Genomic DNA, 15,761 nt, shown 5'->3' with positions numbered 1-15,761 from the left:
ACCCGATACTTGGCCTAGACTGAGTTCCATCAGCTACGCCCCGCGTTCCGCTACGATTTTAAGGCCTCTTGCATGTCCGATCCTCGTTATCAGGTCGACGTCAGCGTCGTCACCCGCTATCTGGCAGAACAATCGCAACCCGAGCAAAACCGCTTTGCCTTCGCCTACACCATCACCGTGCACAACAATGGCGAGCTACCGGCCAAACTGCTGTCGCGGCACTGGGTGATCACCGACGGTGACGGGCATGTCGAAGAAGTTCGCGGTGCGGGCGTTGTTGGCCAGCAGCCGTTGATCGACGCGGGCGAAAGCCACACCTACAGCAGCGGCACCGTCATGACCTCCAAGGTCGGCACGATGCAGGGCACTTATGAAATGGTTGCCGACGACGGCAAACACTTCGACGCCATCATTGCCCCATTCCGTCTGGCGGTGCCCGGAGCCCTGCACTGATATGGCAACGTATGCTGTCGGCGATCTGCAAGGCTGCCTTCAAGCACTGCAATGCCTGCTCAAGCAAGTCGCATTCGACCCGACACGGGATCGTCTGTGGCTGGTAGGTGACCTGGTCAACCGCGGCCCGCAGTCCCTGGAAACCTTGCGTTTCCTCTATAGCATCCGCGAATCGCTGGTGTGCGTGCTCGGCAACCATGACTTGCACTTGCTGGCCGCCGGGCAAAACATCGAGCGCCTGAAGAAGGCCGACACCCTGCTCGAGATTCTCGCAGCGCCCGATTGCGCGGAATTGCTGGAGTGGCTGCGTCAGCAAAAGCTCATGCACTACGACGAACAGCGCGAAGTTGCTCTGGTCCATGCCGGCATACCGCCCCAGTGGTCGCTGCGCAAGGCCTTGAAATGTGCCGCCGAAGTCGAGACTGCACTGCGCGACGACAACCTGCTCCCGGCCTACCTCGATGGCATGTACGGCAACGATCCGGCGAAATGGGACAACGACCTCAAAGGCGTGACACGCCTGCGGGTGATCACCAACTATTTCACCCGCATGCGGTTTTGTACCGCCGAGGGCAAGCTAGACCTCAAAAGCAAGGAAGGTCTCGACAATGCGCCACCGGGTTACAAACCCTGGTTCCAGCACAAGGAACGCAAGACCAAGGGCCTGAAGATCATCTTCGGCCATTGGGCCGCGCTGGAAGGCCGGTGCAACGAACCGGGCATCTCGGCCCTCGATACCGGCTGTGTCTGGGGTGGCGCCCTGACCCTGATGAATGTCGACAGCGGTGAGCGCCTGTCCTGTAAATGCGACGAGCACGGCCTTGCCTTGCCGCCAGTCACCCCACTTAGTCCCGAACCATCGTCAGCCAGCGCCCCGCGCTAGACTGCGCTTTCAGCCGAGCCATAGGAGCCCGCCATGAGCGAATTCAAACGTATCCCCCCGGAACAGGCCCAAGCCCTGCGCGAACAAGGCGCGGTGGTAGTCGATGTCCGCGACCCTGCGACCTTTGCTGCGCTGCACATCAGTGGCTCCAAGCATCTGGACAACCATTCGCTGCACGCTTTCATCCAGGGTGCCGACCTCGACGCGCCGACCGTGGTCGTCTGCTATCACGGCAATTCCAGCCAGGGCGCCGCCGCGTACCTGATCAGCCAAGGCTTCTCCGACGTCTACAGCATGGATGGCGGTTTTGAGTTGTGGCGTACGACTTATCCTTCGGAAACGGCGCAAGGCACTTCCGAATAATTTTTTTGTAACGTGCAAGCCCCGGCCCCCGCGGGCTCGCGCGGTGGCAGACGAACGGTCTGCCACAACTAATTACGTATCTCGCCTTTACCTGCCGAATTCCCAACTATCCTTAAGCGCAGGCCATCCAAAACAGGGGAGAGCCGGTACACCGGCGCGCGGGTCATCGGGAGTAGCTTTCGGAGTAGTCAGCTCCGAAGGAGTTCTGGGGGGTAAACAGCGACTGCATATTCGGTCGCTGCCAGCATCGACTGAGTGATCCGGCGTCGGCTCCACGTATCGAGCGAGGTGACGTCATGAGTATCTTTAGCCACTTCCAACAACGCTTCGAGTCCACACGCCAGGAAGAACTCTCGCTGCAAGAGTATCTTGAACTGTGCAAAAGCGACCGCAGCGCCTACGCTTCCTCCGCCGAGCGTCTGTTGCTGGCCATCGGTGAACCGGAGCTTCTCGACACCTCGGCCAACTCGAGACTGTCGCGAATCTTTTCCAACAAGGTCATCCGCCGCTATCCGGCCTTTGAAGACTTCCACGGGATGGAAGAATGCATTGACCAGATCGTGTCGTATTTCCGCCATGCCGCTCAGGGCCTGGAAGAGAAGAAACAGATTCTCTACTTGCTCGGTCCTGTGGGTGGCGGTAAATCGTCCCTGGCCGAAAAGCTGAAACAGCTTATCGAGAAGGTGCCTTTCTACGCGATCAAAGGCTCGCCGGTATTCGAATCGCCCCTGGGTCTGTTCAACGCCACCGAAGATGGCGCGATCCTCGAGGAAGACTTCGGCATTCCACGGCGGTACCTCAACACCATCATGTCGCCATGGGCTACCAAGCGCCTGGCCGAATTCGGCGGCGACATCAGCCAGTTCCGCGTGGTGAAGCTCTATCCGTCGATCCTCAACCAGATCGCCGTGGCCAAAACCGAGCCTGGAGACGAAAACAACCAGGATATCTCGGCACTGGTAGGCAAGGTCGATATCCGCAAACTCGAAGAATTCCCGCAGAACGACGCCGACGCCTACAGCTACTCGGGCGCACTGTGCCGCGCCAACCAGGGCCTGATGGAGTTCGTCGAAATGTTCAAGGCACCGATCAAGGTGCTGCACCCACTGCTGACCGCCACCCAGGAAGGCAACTACAACAGTACCGAAGGTCTGGGGGCGATTCCGTTTACCGGGATCCTGCTGGCCCACTCCAACGAATCGGAATGGCACACCTTCCGCAACAACAAGAACAACGAAGCCTTCATCGACCGGATCTACATCGTCAAAGTGCCGTACTGCCTACGGGTCAGCGACGAAGTGAAGATCTACGACAAGCTCTTGTTCAACAGCTCCCTGGCCAAGGCTCACTGCGCGCCTGACACCCTGAAAATGCTCGCCCAGTTCACCGTACTCTCGCGCCTCAAAGAGCCGGAAAACTCCAACATCTACTCCAAGATGCGTGTGTATGACGGCGAAAACCTCAAGGACACCGATCCGAAGGCCAAGTCGATCCAGGAATACCGCGACAACGCCGGTGTCGACGAAGGCATGAACGGCCTGTCGACCCGTTTCGCGTTCAAGATTCTGTCGAAAGTGTTCAACTTCGATCCGCACGAAATCGCCGCCAACCCGGTGCATTTGCTCTACGTGCTGGAACAACAGATCGAGCAGGAACAATTCCAGGCCGAAACCCGCGAACGCTATCTGCGCTTCCTCAAAGAGTACCTGGCACCGCGTTATATCGAATTCATCGGCAAGGAGATCCAGACTGCCTATCTCGAGTCTTACAGCGAGTATGGCCAGAACATCTTCGATCGCTATGTGCTGTACGCCGACTTCTGGATCCAGGACCAGGAATACCGCGACCCGGAAACCGGCGAGATCCTCAACCGCGTAGCGCTGAACGAAGAACTGGAGAAAATCGAAAAACCGGCCGGCATCAGCAATCCGAAGGATTTCCGCAACGAAATCGTCAACTTCGTACTGCGCGCCCGGGCCAATAACAACGGCAAGAACCCGACCTGGCTCAGCTACGAAAAACTGCGGGTGGTCATCGAGAAGAAAATGTTCTCCAACACCGAGGACCTCCTGCCAGTCATCAGCTTCAATGCCAAGGCCAGCAAAGAGGACCAGCAGAAGCACAACGACTTCGTCACACGGATGGTCGAGCGGGGTTACACCGACAAACAGGTACGACTGCTGTCCGAGTGGTATCTGCGGGTCAGAAAATCACAATAACCCGTTGCCGGTCAGACCGGTTGTCGTCAGCCAGAGGCCTGTGTGCGCATTTTCTGTTACACAGACCTCTGGAAGGTGTTCGAAAGTCGGTAGCGAGGTTCAGTCAGCGTCCAAAAGCGCTTGGGGGAGCGTGAACATCCCTTGGCACGGTCGATGCTGCATAACCGCTCGCCCCTTTCAGGACAGCTTCTAAGGAGCAGTCATGAGCTATGTGATCGACCGACGTCTCAATGGCAAGAACAAGAGCACGGTGAACCGTCAGCGGTTTCTGCGGCGTTACCGTGATCACATCAAAAAGGCTGTCGAAGAGGCGGTCAGTCGGCGCTCCATTACCGATATGGAACACGGCGAACAGATCAGCATCCCCGGCCGCGACATTGACGAGCCGGTGCTTCACCACGGTCGAGGTGGCAAGCAGACCGTCGTGCATCCGGGCAATAAGGAATTCACCAGCGGCGAGCACATTGCCCGCCCGCCCGGAGGTGGCGGCGGCAGAGGCCCCGGCAAGGCCGGCAACTCGGGCGAAGGGATGGACGAATTCGTCTTCCAGATCACCCAGGAAGAATTCCTCGAATTCATGTTCGAGGACCTTGAGCTACCCAACCTGGTCAAGCGCAACCTGACCGGCACCGACACCTTCAAAACCGTTCGTGCCGGGATCAGTAACGAGGGCAATCCGTCACGGATCAACATCATCCGCACCTTGCGCTCGGCCCATGCACGGCGAATCGCCCTGTCTGGCAGCAGCCGGGCAAAATTACGCGAGGCCAAAGAGGAACTGCTGCGACTCAAGCGAGATGAGCCTGACAACTTCGGCGATATTCAAGAAATCGAAGCAGAAATCGAAAAACTCAGTGCGCGCATTCATCGCGTACCGTTCCTCGATACCTTCGACCTCAAGTACAACCTGCTCATCAAGCAACCCAACCCCAGTTCCAAGGCAGTAATGTTTTGCTTGATGGACGTGTCCGGTTCCATGACCCAGGCGACCAAGGATATCGCCAAGCGCTTCTTTATCCTGTTGTACCTGTTTCTCAAGCGTAACTACGACAAGATCGACGTCGTATTCATCCGCCACCACACCAGTGCCCGGGAAGTGGATGAAGAGGAGTTTTTCTACTCTCGCGAAACCGGCGGCACCATCGTTTCCAGCGCCTTGAAACTGATGCAGGAGATCATGGCCGAACGCTATCCGAGCAACGAGTGGAACATCTATGCCGCCCAGGCCTCCGACGGCGATAACTGGAACGACGATTCGCCGATCTGCCGCGACATTCTGATCAACCAGATCATGCCGTTCGTGCAGTACTACACTTACGTTGAGATCACCCCGCGCGAACACCAGGCCCTGTGGTTCGAGTACGAACGCATCGCCGAAGCCTTCTCTGACACTTTTGCCCAGCAGCAACTGGTCTCGGCCGGGGATATCTATCCGGTCTTCCGTGAACTCTTCCAGCGCAGGTTAGTGACATGACCGCCAAAGAGCAGAAGCGCCAACCCATCTCCACCGGCTCCGAATGGACGTTCGAGCTGATCCAGGCCTACGACAAAGAAATCAGTCGCCTGGCGGCTCGTTATGCCCTGGATACCTACCCCAACCAGATCGAAGTGATTACCGCCGAGCAGATGATGGACGCCTACGCCTCCGTCGGCATGCCGCTGGGTTATCACCATTGGTCGTACGGCAAACACTTCCTCAGCACCGAAAAATCATACACGCGCGGCCAGATGGGGCTGGCGTACGAGATCGTGATCAACTCGGACCCGTGCATCGCCTATTTGATGGAAGAAAACACCATCTGCATGCAGGCGTTGGTCGTCGCCCATGCCTGCTACGGGCATAACAGCTTTTTCAAAGGCAACTACCTGTTCCGCACCTGGACTGACGCCAGTTCGATCATCGATTACCTGGTCTTCGCCAAGCAGTACATCATGCAGTGCGAAGAGCGCCACGGTATCGACGCGGTCGAGGACCTGCTGGATTCCTGCCACGCCTTGATGAACTACGGGGTCGACCGCTACAAACGCCCGTATCCGATTTCCGCCGAAGAAGAACGCCGTCGGCAAAAGGATCGGGAAGAGCATTTGCAGAAACAGATCAACGATCTTTGGCGGACCATTCCAAAAGGTGCGGACAAGTACAGCGACAAGGACAACGCGCGCTTCCCCGCCGAACCTCAGGAAAACATCCTTTACTTCATCGAAAAACACGCGCCCTTGCTGGAGCCATGGCAACGGGAAATTGTGCGGATCGTGCGCAAGATCGCCCAGTATTTTTATCCACAGCGTCAGACGCAGGTGATGAACGAAGGGTGGGCCACGTTCTGGCACTACACCCTGATGAACGACTTGTACGACGAAGGCCTGGTAACCGACGGCTTCATGATGGAGTTTCTGACGTCCCACACCAGCGTGGTCTACCAACCCGGCTTCGACAGCCCCTACTACAACGGCATCAACCCCTACACCCTGGGTTTTGCCATGTACCGGGACATCCGCCGCATGTGTGAACACCCTACCGAAGAGGACTATCGTTGGTTCCCTGAGATTGCCGGCACCGACTGGCTGTCGAGCATCAAGTTCGCCATGAGCAGCTTCAAGGATGAAAGCTTCATCCTGCAGTACTTGTCACCCCAGGTGATCCGCGACCTGAAATTGTTCAGCATTCTCGATGATGACCAGAAGGACGATTTGTTGGTCCCAGCCATTCATGACGAAGGCGGCTACCGCATCATCCGTGAAACCCTGGCGGCGCAGTACAACCTCGGCAATCGTGAACCCAACGTGCAGATCTACAGCATCGATCGGCGCGGCGACCGCTCTCTAACCCTGCGTCACCAGCAACATGACCGCAAACCGCTGGGCGAGTCCACCGAGGAAGTGCTCAAACACCTGCATCGCCTCTGGGGCTTCGACATTCACCTGGAAACCCTGCAAGGGGATCAGGTAATGAAAACCCATCATGTTCCGCCCAGAAGTGAACACGAAGGGGATTACGGCAGGCTGGACCTGGCTGTCATCCATCTTTGATCCTGTTTCTGCCTCCGGAAGTTCGACGCAAAGGTTATTCTGTCGAGCTAACGGAGGTTTTTTATGCAGATTTATAAAGTTGGCGGTGCGGTACGCGATCGCCTGCTGGGCAAGCCTGTCACCGACATCGATTGGGTCGTGGTTGGCGCCACCACTGAAGAAATGCTCGCCAAGGGCTTTCGCCCTGTGGGTGCGGACTTCCCGGTTTTTCTTCACCCCAAAAGCGGTGAGGAATACGCTCTCGCCCGGACCGAACGCAAAAGCGGACGCGGTTACGGCGGCTTTACCTTTCACGCCAGCCCCGACGTCACCCTCGAAGAAGACCTGATCCGTCGTGACCTGACAATCAATGCCATGGCAGAAGACGATCAGCAGAACCTGACCGATCCATACCATGGCCAACAGGATCTCGAGGATCGCCTCCTGCGCCACGTTTCCCCCGCATTCGCCGAAGATCCTCTCAGGGTTCTGCGCGTTGCCCGCTTCGCTGCTCGTTATGCGGGGCTCGGTTTCACCGTCGCACCTGAGACATTGGAGCTGATGCGTCAACTCAGTGAGTCAGGTGAACTGGAAGCCTTGACCGCGGAACGAAGCTGGAAAGAAATCTCTCGCGCCCTGATGGAAGACCAGCCCCAGGTGTTTGTTGAGGTGCTTCGCGAGTGTGGTGCGCTCAAAGTGCTGATGCCGGAACTCGACGCGCTGTTCGGCGTACCGCAACCGGAAGTCCATCACCCGGAAATCGACACGGGCGTGCACACCCTGAGCGTGCTGGAGCAAGCGGCACTGCACAAACAACCACTCACCGTGCGCTGGGCCTGCTTGCTGCATGACCTGGGCAAGGGACTGACGCCCGAGGAGGAGTGGCCCCGGCACATTGCCCACGAGCACAAGGGCCTGAAACTGATCAGGGCAGTCAACGAACGCTTCAAGGCGCCGAGGGACTGTCAGGAGCTGGCTCTGCTGGTCGGCGAATATCACACCCACGGCCATCGCGCCCTGGAGCTGAAGCCGTCGACCTTGCTGGAGTTGCTGCAAAGTTTTGACGTTTACCGTCGACCGCAGCGGTTCGAGGAGTTTATCGCGGCGTGCGAGATGGACGCGCGTGGACGCAAAGGGCTGGAACAGCGAAGTTATCCACAGGCGAATTACTTGCGTGGGGCGGCGAATGCCGCTCGGACCGTGGCCGTTCAGCCGTTACTGGAGAAAGGATACAAAGGGCCGGAGCTGGGTGAGGCGATCAAGCGTGAACGGCTCAAGGCGTTGAAGGCTTACAAAGAGGCGGCGCCTGTTTGAACAGCTTCGCGGGCAAGTCGGATCGCCGCACCGCTCGCCCCTACAGGTCCGCATTGTTCTGTAGGGGCGAGCGGTGCGGCGATCCGACTTGCCCGCGAAGGGGTCAAAGCAGATTTGAAGGGGTCAATTGCTCACCGCGCCACTCGAATGCCACCGGCGCCAACACCTGATCAATCTGCGCTTCACTCCACAACGTCGCAAAGCTTTTGCCTACCCCCGGATGCACGCGATCCGGTGCAATCAGCGACAACGGCCACAGCACGAAGGCATTTTTCAGAATTTCTGCTCGCGGCAGGATCAAGCCATCAAAGTTGCCCACCAGATCGCCGAACAGCAGCACGTCGATATCCAGCGGCAAACCCTTGCGGTCCGGTGCATAACGGCCGTTGTCCGCCTCGATGAATTTCAACCGGCGATCCAACTCCATCAGCGGTAAATCGGTAAAAGCCGACACCACAAAATTGAAGAACGGCCCACTCTTGATCCCCACCGGCTGGCTTTCGAACACCGCCGAGCAGCGTATATCCACCAGGAAACCTGCCAAGGCTTCCATACCAGCCTGCAAATGGGATTCACGCTCGATATTGCTACCAAGCCCGAGATACACCTGAGTCAGCGACATCCGCGCTCGATCTCCACGCCCACACCACCCGTGGCAGCCGGGATGGCACCTGGCTTGGTCAGCTTGAGGCGCATCCAGGTGATCTTGAATTCGCTCATCAGCACTTCAGCAAGACGTTCGGCGAAGGTCTCGACCAGCTGGAACTGCGCCTGCTCGGCAAAAGCCTGGATGCGCGACGAAACGCTCGCGTAATCGAGCGCCAGCGTCAGGTCATCACCGGCGGCGGCTGGGCGATTGTCCCAGGCGAAACTCAGATCAAGACGCAAGCACTGTCGGATGCCTCGCTCCCAGTCATAGGCACCAATCACGGTGTCGACTTCCAGGCCCTCGATAAACACTCTGTCCAAGCACTTTTCTCCGCTGCACGACAAGGGCGCAATGCGCCGTTAGAATCAGGGCGTCCTCGCCCGGAATAGTTAGCATGTTTTGGTTATTGGCGATCCTCGCCTACCTGCTCGGCTCTCTGTCCTTCGCCATTTTGCTCAGCCGCCTGACCGGTAACCCCGATCCGCGAATGAGTGGCTCGGGCAATGCCGGCGCCACCAACATGTTGCGCCTGGCCGGCAAGAAACTCGCTGTCCTGACCTTGCTCGGCGACCTCTGCAAAGGCCTGCTGCCGGTGCTGATCGCAGGCATCGCGGGCCTTTCGCTACAAGGACAAGCCTGGATCGGCGTCTGCGCCGTCATCGGCCACCTGTTCCCGCTGTACTTTCGCTTTCGCGGTGGCAAGGGTGTCGCCACCGCTGCCGGAATGTTGCTGGGCCTCTACCCGCCTGCTGCACTGCTGGCGGCCTGCGCCTGGCTGCTGACGTTCTACCTGACCCGCACCAGCTCACTGGCCGCATTGATCGCCACACCGCTGACCCTGCCGCTGCTTGCCTGGCAAGAACCGGCGGCACTGCTGCCCATGAGCGCACTCACGGGACTGATCGTCTGGCGCCATCGCGGCAATCTACGCGACCTGTTTGCCGGGCGCGAACGGCATTTTTAAATACCGCTCATCACAGTGCCGACAATTGCTCCATCGGCCAACGCGCCTGCACGCTGATCGCCAGGCTTTCGTGCTGACCGGCCTGCAAGCGCTGGCAGCCGGCAAACGCGATCATCGCGCCGTTGTCGGTGCAGAACTCCGGTCGGGCATAAAACACATCACCCTTCATGTCGCCGAGCATTTTTTCCAGCGAAGTGCGCAGTGCCTTGTTGGCGCTGACGCCGCCAGCGATCACCAGACGCTTCATACCGGCCTGTTTCAAGGCACGCTTACACTTGATGGTCAAAGTCTCCACCACGGCCTGCTGGAACGCCAGCGAGATGTCGCAACGGGCTTGCTCGCTGTCGTCCCCGGCGCTGACGCTCTGCTGCCAAGTGTTCAGGGCGAAGGTTTTCAAGCCACTGAAGCTGAAAGCCAGGCCCGGGCGGTCGCACATCGGACGCGGAAAGGTGAAACGCCCTGCAACCCCTTGCTCCGCCAAGCGCGCGATTTCCGGGCCACCCGGATAATTGAGGCCCATCATCTTCGCGGTCTTGTCAAAAGCCTCACCGGCGGCATCGTCGAGGGTCTCGCCCAAGAGCGTGTATTGACCGATCCCGTCGACCTGAACCAGCTGCGTATGACCGCCCGACACCAACAAAGCGACGAACGGGAATTCCGGCGGTTGCGTCTCCAGCATGGGCGCCAGCAAGTGACCTTCCATGTGGTGCACACCCAGCGCCGGAATGCCCCAGGCGAAGGCCAGCGCCTGAGCGCAGGAGGCGCCCACCAGCAAGGCACCGACGAGGCCAGGGCCCGCGGTATAAGCGATGGCGTCGATCTCGGTCGGCACACAGTCAGCTTCGGCCAACACCTGACGAATCAAGGGCAGCATGCGTTTGACGTGGTCACGCGAAGCCAGCTCCGGCACTACCCCGCCATAGGCACGGTGCAGGTCGATCTGGCTGAACAGCGCGTCGGCCAGCAGGCCGCGTTCACTGTCATATAATGCGACACCGGTTTCGTCGCAGGAGGTTTCTAATCCCAGTACTAGCATGGGTTTGCGCCTTGTTTAGGCTGAATTCGAAGGCGCGCATAATAGTCGCCACGTGATGCCCCGACCAGCGGTTTTCGATCAGAGGCTTTGCATTCCGAGCGATGAGGGGTTAACATCCGCAACCCTTAAAAACCGACGTCTTCAAGTGCTCTTTTGCCACGAGGATGTTGACCCCGGTAATGAATGAAGGTAGCTCTGGATGCCAGCCGTCAAAGTAAAAGAGAACGAACCCTTCGACGTAGCTCTGCGTCGTTTCAAGCGCTCCTGCGAAAAAGCCGGTGTACTGGCTGAAGTTCGTAGCCGCGAATTCTACGAGAAGCCGACTTCTGAGCGTAAGCGCAAAGCAGCAGCCGCTGTTAAGCGTCACGCCAAGAAAGTTCAGCGCGAACAGCGCCGCGCCGTTCGTCTGTACTAATACACAGACGTTCGTAGCAAGCTTCTGCCAAGCCCGGCCCTCAGCCGGGCTAATGGCATTTGCGGACAACGCTTGATGCTTCACCGTCAAAGCCGCACACGCGACCGAGACAAATCTGCTTCACAGCGTCAGACCTGGCTCTTTTGCCAGCGGTGCACGTCTTTTCTGACGAGCCTTCCAAGGCTACTGACGAGCACACCCACTGATTCCTCTCACGACGATCAGCCCAAGGTACCTTCTTGCGTGCCAGCTTATGAGCTATCCGAGGCCATCGACAGGCCGCAGCCGGATTCAGCGCAACACTTTCAAATAGTCGAATACTGATTGGTACTAACGTCAGTGGATTTTCGGCAGATACACTTCCCGACAGCGATTACGCAGACGACACCGGTCGAGCCGCACATTTTGCGCGCCTCAAACAACGAACCGCGTTCGGCCGCTCTTCGTTTTGGGTCCATTTCAGCGCAGATGACGAGAACGCCATGGCCGGGCTAATTCCCCAGAGCTTCATTGACGACCTTCTGAACCGCACCGACATCGTCGATGTGGTCAGCTCGCGCCTGCAGATGAAAAAGGCTGGCAAGAATTACACCGCCTGCTGCCCGTTTCACAAAGAGAAAACCCCCTCCTTCAGCGTCAGCCCCGACAAGCAGTTCTATTATTGCTTTGGCTGCGGCGCTGGTGGCAACGCCCTCGGTTTCATGATGGACCACGACAACCTGGATTTCGTCCAGGCTGTCGAAGAACTGGCCAAAGCCGCTGGCATGGAAATCCCCCGCGAAGAAAGCGGACGGCCGCACAAACCGCGGCAGCCAACCGATTCGCCGCTCTACCCGCTGCTCACCGCCGCCGCCGACTTTTACCGCCAGGCCCTGAAAAGCCATCCGTCGCGCAAAGCGGCTGTGGATTATTTGAAAGGACGCGGGCTGACCGGTGAAATCGCCCGAGACTTCGGCCTCGGGTTTGCCCCGCCCGGCTGGGACAACCTGTTCAAGCACTTGAGCAGCGATACCCTGCAACAGAAAGCCATGATCGATGCCGGCCTGCTGATCGAGAACGCCGAAACCGGCAAACGCTATGACCGCTTCCGCGATCGCGTGATGTTCCCGATCCGTGACAGCCGCGGACGAATCATCGCTTTCGGCGGCCGGGTTTTGGGCGACGACAAGCCGAAATACCTGAACTCACCGGAAACCCCGGTATTCCATAAGGGCCAGGAACTCTACGGCCTTTATGAAGCACGCAAGAACAACCGCAACCTCGACGAAATCATCGTTGTCGAAGGCTACATGGATGTTATCGCCCTCGCACAGCAAGGCCTGCGCAATGCTGTCGCGACCTTGGGCACCGCCACCAGCGAAGAGCACTTGAAGCGGCTGTTTCGCGTCGTGCCCAACGTGCTGTTCTGTTTCGACGGAGATCAGGCAGGTCGAAATGCCGCCTGGCGGGCATTGGAGGCGGCACTGCCGAGCCTGCAGGATGGGCGGCGCGCACGTTTTCTGTTCCTGCCCGAAGGCGAAGACCCGGACACGCTGGTCCGCTCCGAAGGCACTGACGCTTTCCGCGCACGGATCAACCAGCACGCCCAACCATTGGCGGATTATTTTTTTCAACAGCTGACCGAAGAATCGGACCCACGCTCGCTCGAAGGCAAGGCCCACATGGCCACCCTCGCCGCACCGCTGATCGACAAAGTCCCGGGCGCCAACCTGCGCATCCTGATGCGTCAGCGCCTGACCGAAATTACCGGACTAAGCGGTGAAGCCGTGAGCCAGCTTGTGCACAGCGCGCCCCAGGAAGCGCCACCGGCTTACGATCCCGGCATCGATTACGACGCCATGCCGGATTACAGCGACTACCATCAGCCGCAGGCACAAGAGATGTATGCGCCGCAGCAGGAATGGACGCCGAAGAAACCCGGTGCGGGCGGCAAGAAGTGGGACAAGAAACCGTGGGACAAGAACGGTAAACGCGGTGGCGATCGCGACCAACACAGCGCCCCACGCACACCGATTGCAGTCGAAGCTCCAACACTGATAGCGCTGCGCACCCTCATTCATCATCCGGAGCTGGCGGGCAAGGTAGAAACCGCCGATCACTTCGCGAATGAGAGCAACACGTACGCGCAACTGCTGGTAGCCCTCATCGGGGCCGTGCAGAAAAATCCTAAGCTAAACTCTATCCAGCTAATGGCGCGCTGGCATGGCACTGAACAGGGGCGCCTGCTTAAGGCTTTAGCGGAAAAGGAGTGGCTGATTGACGGCGACAACCTTGAACAACAGTTTTTAGACACCATTACTAGGTTATCGGCAAGTCAACACACGGATAGCCTGGAAGTACTTATCAGAAAAGCAAGGCAGCCAGGATTGACTGCGGAGGAAGCAATTCAGATCGCAAATCAGATGCGCGACCTATTAAAACGCAATATGGCTGTATCAGACCCGACCTCAACTGGCGCGTGAGGTCATAGCTCAGGTATAATCCTCGGCTTGTTTTTTGCCCGCCAAGACCTTCAGTGGATAGGGTGTTATGTCCGGAAAAGCGCAACAGCAGTCTCGTATCAAAGAGTTGATCACACTTGGTCGTGAGCAGGGTTACCTGACTTACGCGGAGGTCAACGACCACCTGCCGGAGGATATTTCAGATCCGGAACAGGTGGAAGACATCATCCGCATGATCAATGACATGGGGATCAACGTATTCGAGGTTGCGCCAGATAAGGATTCCCTTATGCTGGCCGACGCCGATACCGACGAAGCCGCGGCCGAAGAGGCAGCAGCAGCGTTGGCAGCGGTCGAGACCGACATTGGTCGCACCACCGACCCAGTGCGCATGTATATGCGTGAAATGGGTACGGTAGAGCTCCTCACACGTGAAGGCGAAATCGAAATCGCCAAACGTATTGAAGAGGGCATCCGTGAAGTGATGGGCGCAATCGCGCACTTCCCTGGCACGGTTGACCATATTCTCTCCGAGTACACTCGCGTCACCACCGAAGGTGGCCGCCTGTCCGACGTCCTGAGCGGTTATATCGACCCGGACGACGGCATTGCGCCGCCTGCAGCGGAAGTGCCACCGCCTGTCGATCCGAAAGCCGTGAAAGCGGACGACGACACCGACGACGATGACGCCGAAGCGACTGATGACGAAGAAGAAGCCGAAAGCGGCCCGGATCCGGTCATCGCTGCACAGCGCTTTGGTGCTGTCTCCGATCAGATGGAAGTCACCCGCAAGGCGCTGAAAAAGCACGGTCGTGGCAACAAGCTGGCAATTGCCGAGCTGGTGCTCCTGGCTGAGCTGTTCATGCCGATCAAACTGGTTCCGAAGCAATTCGAAGGCCTGGTCGAGCGTGTCCGCAGTGCCCTGGATCGTCTGCGTCAGCAAGAGCGCGCGATCATGCAACTTTGCGTTCGTGATGCTCGTATGCCGCGTGCCGACTTCCTGCGCCAGTTCCCGGGCAATGAAGTCGACGAAAGCTGGACCGACGCACTGGCCAAAGGCAAAAGCAAATACGCCGAAGCCATAAGTCGCCTGCAACCGGACATCATTCGTTGCCAGCAAAAGCTGACCGCGCTGGAAACCGAAACCGGTTTGACGATCGCCGAGATCAAGGACATCAACCGTCGCATGTCGATCGGTGAGGCCAAGGCCCGCCGCGCGAAGAAAGAGATGGTAGAAGCGAACTTGCGTCTGGTGATCTCCATCGCCAAGAAGTACACCAACCGTGGTCTGCAATTCCTCGATCTGATCCAGGAAGGCAATATCGGTTTGATGAAAGCGGTAGACAAGTTCGAATACCGCCGCGGCTACAAATTCTCGACTTATGCCACCTGGTGGATCCGTCAGGCGATCACTCGCTCGATCGCCGACCAGGCGCGCACCATCCGTATTCCGGTGCACATGATCGAGACGATCAACAAGCTCAACCGCATTTCCCGCCAGATGTTGCAGGAAATGGGTCGCGAACCGACCCCGGAAGAGCTGGGCGAACGCATGGAAATGCCTGAGGACAAAATCCGCAAGGTATTGAAGATCGCTAAAGAGCCGATCTCCATGGAAACCCCGATCGGTGATGACGAAGACTCCCATTTGGGTGACTTCATCGAAGACTCGACCATGCAGTCGCCAATCGATGTCGCTACCGTTGAGAGCCTTAAAGAAGCGACTCGCGAAGTTCTGTCCGGCCTCACTGCCCGTGAAGCCAAGGTTCTGCGCATGCGCTTCGGTATCGACATGAATACCGACCACACCCTCGAGGAGGTTGGTAAGCAGTTCGACGTGACCCGTGAACGGATTCGTCAGATCGAAGCCAAGGCGTTGCGCAAGCTGCGCCACCCGACGAGAAGCGAGCATTTGCGCTCCTTCCTCGACGAGTAACAACTAAACCCCCGGCCCAGGCCGGGGGTTTTGCTTTTTGCAGATTAAATCCCCCGCGCTTCGCTCCCGCCGAATTGCC

Annotated in this window: 14 protein-coding genes; 11 read left to right on the top strand and 3 right to left on the bottom strand. The window is 58.2% G+C overall.

Annotation, left to right across the window (positions count from 1 at the left end; genetic code table 11):
• Positions 1–72: 72 nt before the first annotated feature.
• From apaG to ACYZT5_RS27450, 7 genes are all read left to right on the top strand, one after another.
• A complete protein-coding gene (gene apaG, locus ACYZT5_RS27480) occupies positions 73–453 on the top strand; it encodes a Co2+/Mg2+ efflux protein ApaG (RefSeq protein WP_123368659.1) in 381 nt (126 codons plus the stop codon).
• 1 nt (position 454) lies between these two features.
• Complete coding sequence (locus ACYZT5_RS27475) at positions 455–1,336, top strand: symmetrical bis(5'-nucleosyl)-tetraphosphatase (RefSeq protein ID WP_462048226.1); 882 nt, start codon at positions 455–457, stop codon at positions 1,334–1,336.
• Between the two features lie 33 nt (positions 1,337–1,369).
• Positions 1,370–1,699, top strand: coding sequence for a thiosulfate sulfurtransferase GlpE (gene glpE / locus ACYZT5_RS27470; protein ID WP_008027054.1), 330 nt, complete (start codon positions 1,370–1,372; stop codon positions 1,697–1,699).
• A gap of 296 nt (positions 1,700–1,995) precedes the next feature.
• Positions 1,996–3,918: a PrkA family serine protein kinase gene (locus tag ACYZT5_RS27465; RefSeq protein WP_462048225.1), complete on the top strand. Its 1,923-nt coding sequence runs from the start codon at positions 1,996–1,998 to the stop codon at positions 3,916–3,918.
• A 202-nt stretch (positions 3,919–4,120) separates the two neighbouring features.
• On the top strand, positions 4,121–5,392 hold the full coding sequence (locus tag ACYZT5_RS27460; RefSeq protein ID WP_010467159.1) for a YeaH/YhbH family protein: 1,272 nt from the start codon (positions 4,121–4,123) through the stop codon (positions 5,390–5,392).
• On the top strand, positions 5,389–6,948 hold the full coding sequence (locus tag ACYZT5_RS27455; protein WP_462048224.1) for a SpoVR family protein: 1,560 nt from the start codon (positions 5,389–5,391) through the stop codon (positions 6,946–6,948). Before ACYZT5_RS27460 ends, ACYZT5_RS27455 begins: the two co-directional genes overlap by 4 nt.
• Before the next feature lie 63 nt (positions 6,949–7,011).
• Complete coding sequence (locus tag ACYZT5_RS27450; protein ID WP_462048223.1) at positions 7,012–8,241, top strand: multifunctional CCA addition/repair protein; 1,230 nt, start codon at positions 7,012–7,014, stop codon at positions 8,239–8,241.
• Positions 8,242–8,344: 103 nt separating this feature from the next.
• Here ACYZT5_RS27450 and folK read toward each other — a convergent pair whose 3' ends face one another.
• Together folK and folB are read right to left on the bottom strand one after the other, a co-directional pair.
• A complete protein-coding gene (gene folK, locus ACYZT5_RS27445) occupies positions 8,345–8,863 on the bottom strand; it encodes a 2-amino-4-hydroxy-6-hydroxymethyldihydropteridine diphosphokinase (protein ID WP_462048222.1) in 519 nt (172 codons plus the stop codon).
• Entirely contained in the window at positions 8,854–9,210 is a 357-nt protein-coding gene (gene folB / locus ACYZT5_RS27440; protein ID WP_030129997.1) for a dihydroneopterin aldolase, read from the bottom strand. Before folB ends, folK begins: the two co-directional genes overlap by 10 nt.
• A gap of 74 nt (positions 9,211–9,284) precedes the next feature.
• Here folB and plsY point away from each other — a divergent pair, with 74 nt between their 5' ends.
• A complete protein-coding gene (plsY, locus tag ACYZT5_RS27435) occupies positions 9,285–9,854 on the top strand; it encodes a glycerol-3-phosphate 1-O-acyltransferase PlsY (protein ID WP_462048221.1) in 570 nt (189 codons plus the stop codon).
• Positions 9,855–9,864: 10 nt separating this feature from the next.
• Here plsY and tsaD read toward each other — a convergent pair whose 3' ends face one another.
• Positions 9,865–10,890, bottom strand: a complete 1,026-nt coding sequence (tsaD, locus tag ACYZT5_RS27430) for a tRNA (adenosine(37)-N6)-threonylcarbamoyltransferase complex transferase subunit TsaD (protein WP_027926719.1) — start codon at positions 10,888–10,890, stop codon at positions 9,865–9,867.
• Between the two features lie 199 nt (positions 10,891–11,089).
• Here tsaD and rpsU point away from each other — a divergent pair, with 199 nt between their 5' ends.
• The 3 genes from rpsU to rpoD all read left to right on the top strand — a co-directional run bounded on the left by rpsU (position 11,090) and on the right by rpoD (position 15,682).
• On the top strand, positions 11,090–11,305 hold the full coding sequence (gene rpsU / locus ACYZT5_RS27425; protein WP_002551877.1) for a 30S ribosomal protein S21: 216 nt from the start codon (positions 11,090–11,092) through the stop codon (positions 11,303–11,305).
• 482 nt (positions 11,306–11,787) lie between these two features.
• On the top strand, positions 11,788–13,767 hold the full coding sequence (gene dnaG, locus ACYZT5_RS27420) for a DNA primase (RefSeq protein ID WP_462048220.1): 1,980 nt from the start codon (positions 11,788–11,790) through the stop codon (positions 13,765–13,767).
• A gap of 67 nt (positions 13,768–13,834) precedes the next feature.
• Positions 13,835–15,682: an RNA polymerase sigma factor RpoD gene (gene rpoD, locus ACYZT5_RS27415; RefSeq protein WP_462048219.1), complete on the top strand. Its 1,848-nt coding sequence runs from the start codon at positions 13,835–13,837 to the stop codon at positions 15,680–15,682.
• Positions 15,683–15,761 lie beyond the last annotated feature (79 nt).

Source organism: Pseudomonas sp. LB3P14 (assembly GCF_054898045.1).
This window is presented reverse-complemented; position numbering and strand designations above follow the sequence as displayed.